Consider the following 5095-nt stretch of genomic DNA (forward strand, 5'->3'; position numbering starts at 1 on the left):
TTTAATTGATGACCAATATACTACTTGTCTATACCAATCTAAAAGTTTTCCTCTGCTTGTGATTAGATTAAAAAATAAACGAAAAATAATATAATAAATGTTAACTAAGTAAATATTGATTACATATTTGTCATAACTGAAATAATATAAAATAGATGAAATTATTATTAAGTAAACAATAGGAGTTAATACACGAATTAAAAAATTTAGAGCGGGTGCTTCTTCGGCTTTTACAAAGATTGATATTCCCATATAGCCAATAGAGTAGGAATGTTTTCCTATCCAATTAATTAAAAAGAATAAAATAACTCCAAATGTAAATTGTACAAAAAAAATATCCATAAATTTTTTCTAAAATTAGTTAAGCATTGTCAATTTATAGTTTAAATTGGTTTTGTACTATAAAATATTTTATTATTTGTTTCTCAAATATATAGATAATTATTTACAAATAAGAACTTGATGATTTTGTGTATCTATAACGGTTTGAAGAGCAGTACGGAGTTTCATCCTTTGTCGGAAGTAGAAACTGGACGGTTTTGGTTTGTTTAAAATCGGTGTCAATCTGTTTTATCCGTAAAATCGGTGGGCTGTTTTCAATGGCAATAACAATAACAAAAAAACAATTTCAATAGCAAAGAAAATTCAATTTTAAACAGAATTATTTATTCTTCTTCGCTTTAATCATCATTTCCAATTGATCCCAAAGTTCTTCGGGTATGGCTTCCAATAGATTGAATTGTCCTGCGCCTTTGAGCCATTCGCCACCATCAATTACCACGACTTCGCCGTTGATGTAGGCAGAAAAATCAGAAACTAAATAAGCAGCTAAATTGGCTAATTCCTGATGGTCGCCAACGCGTTTTAGTGGCACTTTTTTAGCCATGTCAAATTTTTCGGCAAGATCTCCCGGGAGTAATCTGTCCCAGGCGCCTTTGGTAGGAAATGGTCCTGGTGCAATGGCATTGGTGCGGATGCCGTATTTAGCCCATTCTACGGCAAGACTTCGAGTCATGGCGAGAACACCCGCCTTAGCGGTAGCACTTGGCACGACATAAGCCGAGCCTGTCCAGGCATAAGTGGTCACAATATTTAAAACGGTAGCTGAAGTTTGCTTGCTGTCAATCCAGTGTTTTCCAAAAGCCAATGTGCAGTTTTTAGTTCCTTTTAAAACAATATCAATAATGGTGTCAAAGGCATTGGCCGATAAGCGTTCAGTAGGAGAGATGAAATTTCCCGCTGCGTTGTTGAGTAAAATATCGACTTTGTCAAAAGTTTTTATGACTTGTTGCAACATGTTTTCTACTTCTTCGTAATTTCGAACATCGCATTGCAAAGGCAAACAAATCCCTGCTGTTTCCGATTCTAATTCGGCAGCCGTATTTTTAAGTTTGTCTAAATCTCGGGAAGTTATAGCAACTTTGGCACCCAGTTCCAGAAAATATTTAGTCATCGCTTTTCCTAGTCCGCTACCGCCACCAGTAACAACAATTACTTTTCCTTTTAGTGCATCGTCTCGTAACATTTTTTGGCTAAAGTTCATTTTGATTCGGTTTTATTGTAAATATACGAAATGAAGTTTGTGTTGCGAGTATTAAAAAATAGAATTTATGTGGAAAGAAAGAACCGAAACTACATTTTATGAATGATAAAAATAGTAGGGCGTTTGTGTAAGTCAATCGTTTCTTTTTTCCAAGCTGATATTTTCTTAGTTTTAATATATTCTGTTGGCAAAGTGATATCAGTCGCAATGCACAAATGCGTTTCCGGATGTAAAGTCTGAATTAAATCTTCCAGTAATTTATTATTGCGATACGGTGTTTCGATAAAAATTTGGGATTGATTTTTTTCGAAAGAAGTTCTTTCTAAGCTTTTGAAACTCGCTTTTTTCTCGTCTTTTTCAATAGGTAAATAACCATGAAAAGTAAAACTTTGACCGTTCATTCCCGAAGCCATCATCGCTAATAAAATAGAAGAAGGACCTACTAATGGAATCACTTGAATTCCTCTTTCGTGTGCTAGTTTTACAATTACAGCGCCAGGATCAGCAACACCAGGACAACCTGCTTCACTCATTAAACCTACATTTTTTCCTTCTAGTAAAGGTTTGATGAAATCCAAATGTTCTTTGGTTTCGGTATGTTTGTTTAATGCAAAAAGCACTAAATCAGCTTGTTTTTTCTCAGGATGAACCTCTTTGATTGATTTTCGGGCGGTTTTTTCGTTTTCAACAATATAATAGTCAATAAAATCAATCGTTCTTTTTACGGTCTGTGGTAAAACATCCATCGGGTCACATTCTCCCATTGTGGTAGGGATTAAATAAAGTTTTCCTAAAAGAGTGTTTGATTTCATTATTGTGATTTTTAAAATAAATGGACTAGCGGTGTTTCGCTTTTAGTTTTGCAGCGATGTTATCACAAGCTTGGTCTAGCATTTGGTACACCATTTCAAAACCATTTTCGATTCCGTAATAAGGGTCTGGGACATCAACATTTTCGTTGGGATACAATTCGTTCAAGATAATTTGAACTTTAGCTTTTTGAGTTTCGTTTTTGGCTAAATCAATTACATCATCATAATTAGAATTGTCCATTACGTAGATATAATCAAAAGTATCAAAATCGGCAGTTGTAAACTGTCTTCCTTTTTGATTTGAAATATCGAGTAGGTATTTTTTTGCAATAGCGATTGAGCGGGAATCTGGTGATTTTCCAATGTGCCAAGAACCTGTACCTGCAGAATCCACGGTAAATTTATCTTGAGGTAATTTAGAAGCAAGAATTCCTTCGGCTAAAGGAGACCGACAAATATTACCTAAGCAAACCATTAAAATCTTGACGGACATAAGGCTTTATAACGTTAGTTTCTTGTGGATATCTTCGACAAACTTTTTGAATTGTTTGTCGGTTGCTACTAAATTATCTACGGTTTTACAAGCGTGTAATACGGTTGCGTGATCGCGATCGCCAATTTGTGAACCAATGTTTGCCAAAGATGATTTCGTGAATTTCTTGGCAAAAAACATCGCTAATTGTCTGGCTTGAACTACGTGTCTTTTTCTGGTTTTTGATTGTAAAGTTTCGATGTCCAATTGAAAATAATCAGAAACAATTTTTTGAATGTAATCAATAGAAATTTCGCGTTTTACATTTTTTACAAATTTCTCAACAACACTTTTTGCTAGTTCAATAGTTACTTCTTTTTTGTTGAAAGAAGATTGTGCAATCAACGAAATAATAGCACCTTCGAGTTCACGAACATTTGATTTAATGTTACGTGCTACGTATTCAATAATTTCGTCTGGAATTTCAACACCATCACGGTATAAAATGTTTTTTAGAATTGAAATTCGAGTTTCGTAATCGGGTTGGTGTAATTCAGCTGATAATCCCCATTTGAAACGAGATAGTAAGCGTTGCTCAATATCTTGCATGTCAACAGGTGCTTTATCAGAAGTCAAAATCACTTGCTTTCCGTTTTGGTGCAAATAATTGAAAATGTGAAAAAATACATCTTGTGTTCCTGATTTTCCAGAAAGGAATTGAACGTCGTCAATGATTAATACATCAATTAATTGGTAGAAATGAATAAAATCATTTCGGTTATTTTTCTTTACAGAATCGATATATTGTTGCGTGAAAATTTCGGCAGAAATATATAAAACTGTTTTTTCAGGATACTTATCTTTAATTTCAACCCCAATAGCATGTGCTAAATGCGTTTTTCCTAATCCAACACCTCCAAAAATCAACAATGGATTAAACGAAGTTCCTCCAGGTTTATTGGCTACAGCCATACCTGCTGAACGTGCTAATCTATTAGAATCTCCTTCAAGGAAATTGTCAAAACTATAGTTGGCATTCAGTTGAGATTCAATCTTTAAATTTCTAATTCCAGGAATCACAAACGGATTTTTTAATTCCGGATCTAGGTTTTTTAAAGGAGCGTCTACATTTTGTGGTTTCATTGGAGAACGGTTTGCACTTGGCAATTGTTCCGTAAACGGCTGTTTGTTGCCGTAAGTGTTCTCCATTTTAATTTTATAAAGTAACTTTGCGTTTTTACCAAGTTCTTTAGTTAAGGCAACTTTCAATAATTTAACATAGTGTTCTTCTAACCATTCGTAGAAAAATTTACTAGGAACCTGAATATATAACGCGTTATCGGTAAGTTCAACTGACTTGATTGGTTCAAACCAAGTTTTGTATGCTTGGTCTTGAATATTGTCTTTTATAAAAGACAAACAGTTATCCCATACTGATTGAGCAGTTTTGTTCATAAATTCTGTTAAATTATTATATTTTTTATTCTGTTTATTGAAGTAAATAACATCAAAAAAAGTTGTTATTTATCGGGGTAACAAATATGTGAACAAATTTCGTTAAAAAAAAATTTATAGAGGTTGATTTTGAAGAAATATTGTTGTAAGTAAGGAGAAAAGGATTCCAAAATAATATATAAAAAAATAAAATTCAAGAATGAAAACATACGAGTTTAATGTAAGAGTAAGGTATTCAGAAACCGATCAAATGGGAGTGGTTTATCACGGGAATTATGCACAATATTTTGAGATGGGACGTGTGGAATGGCTTAGAAACATTGGGATTTCTTATAAATGGATGGAAGAAAACGGAGTGATGCTTCCAGTAGTTTCTCTAAATATAAATTATAAAAAACCAGCTCGTTATGATGATTTATTGACCGTGAAAACCATTTTTAAAAGTCAGACTTCGGCGAAGATTGAATTTGAATATGAGATATACAATGAGCAAAATGAGTTATTAACAATTGGTAGCTCAATTTTAGTTTTTGTGAACATGAAAACGGGTCGTCCGATGGCTGCACCTGAGTATATTAAAGAGAAGATTTTACGAATATAGAAATCAAAGAATCTGATATTAATTATTCTTTAATTTTTATGTCTATTTCGTATTGAGAATCAAAAATATTGAATATTTGTTCGGCGTATTTTTTTCGGATTTTGATTTCAATTTCGCAACTCATTTCCATTTTTTGATGCACAATATCCAAGTTTTTTTCTTTGATAATGCGCATGACCTTATTCATGTTTTTATAATCAAAAGAAATTAAA

At 33.1% G+C, this 5095-nt stretch carries 6 protein-coding genes and 1 pseudogene; 1 reads left to right on the forward strand and 6 read right to left on the reverse strand.

Annotated features, from left to right (window positions below):
- The 5 genes from AAGV33_RS16230 to dnaA all read right to left on the reverse strand — a co-directional run.
- On the reverse strand, nucleotides 1–342 hold a 342-nt coding region (locus tag AAGV33_RS16230), incomplete at its 3' end, for a hypothetical protein (protein WP_373393415.1).
- A gap of 319 nt (nucleotides 343–661) precedes the next feature.
- Nucleotides 662–1543, reverse strand: coding sequence for an SDR family oxidoreductase (locus AAGV33_RS16235; protein WP_373393416.1), 882 nt, complete (start codon nucleotides 1541–1543; stop codon nucleotides 662–664).
- An 89-nt stretch (nucleotides 1544–1632) separates the two neighbouring features.
- Nucleotides 1633–2355, reverse strand: a complete 723-nt coding sequence (locus AAGV33_RS16240; RefSeq protein ID WP_373393418.1) for an SAM-dependent methyltransferase — start codon at nucleotides 2353–2355, stop codon at nucleotides 1633–1635.
- Nucleotides 2356–2380: 25 nt separating this feature from the next.
- Complete coding sequence (locus tag AAGV33_RS16245; protein ID WP_373393419.1) at nucleotides 2381–2848, reverse strand: low molecular weight protein-tyrosine-phosphatase; 468 nt, start codon at nucleotides 2846–2848, stop codon at nucleotides 2381–2383.
- 6 nt (nucleotides 2849–2854) lie between these two features.
- On the reverse strand, nucleotides 2855–4282 hold the full coding sequence (dnaA, locus tag AAGV33_RS16250) for a chromosomal replication initiator protein DnaA (protein WP_373393420.1): 1428 nt from the start codon (nucleotides 4280–4282) through the stop codon (nucleotides 2855–2857).
- Between the two features lie 199 nt (nucleotides 4283–4481).
- Between dnaA and AAGV33_RS16255 the strand changes: the two genes are divergently transcribed.
- The gene (locus tag AAGV33_RS16255; protein WP_373393422.1) at nucleotides 4482–4883 is read left to right on the forward strand and encodes an acyl-CoA thioesterase; all 402 of its coding nucleotides are present in this window, start codon (nucleotides 4482–4484) and stop codon (nucleotides 4881–4883) included.
- A 22-nt stretch (nucleotides 4884–4905) separates the two neighbouring features.
- Here the strand turns inward: AAGV33_RS16255 and AAGV33_RS16260 are convergent.
- Nucleotides 4906–5095: pseudogene (locus AAGV33_RS16260) on the reverse strand (YigZ family protein); the annotation flags it as partial.

Source organism: Flavobacterium magnesitis (genome assembly GCF_041729735.1).
Lineage (GTDB): Bacteria > Bacteroidota > Bacteroidia > Flavobacteriales > Flavobacteriaceae > Flavobacterium > Flavobacterium magnesitis.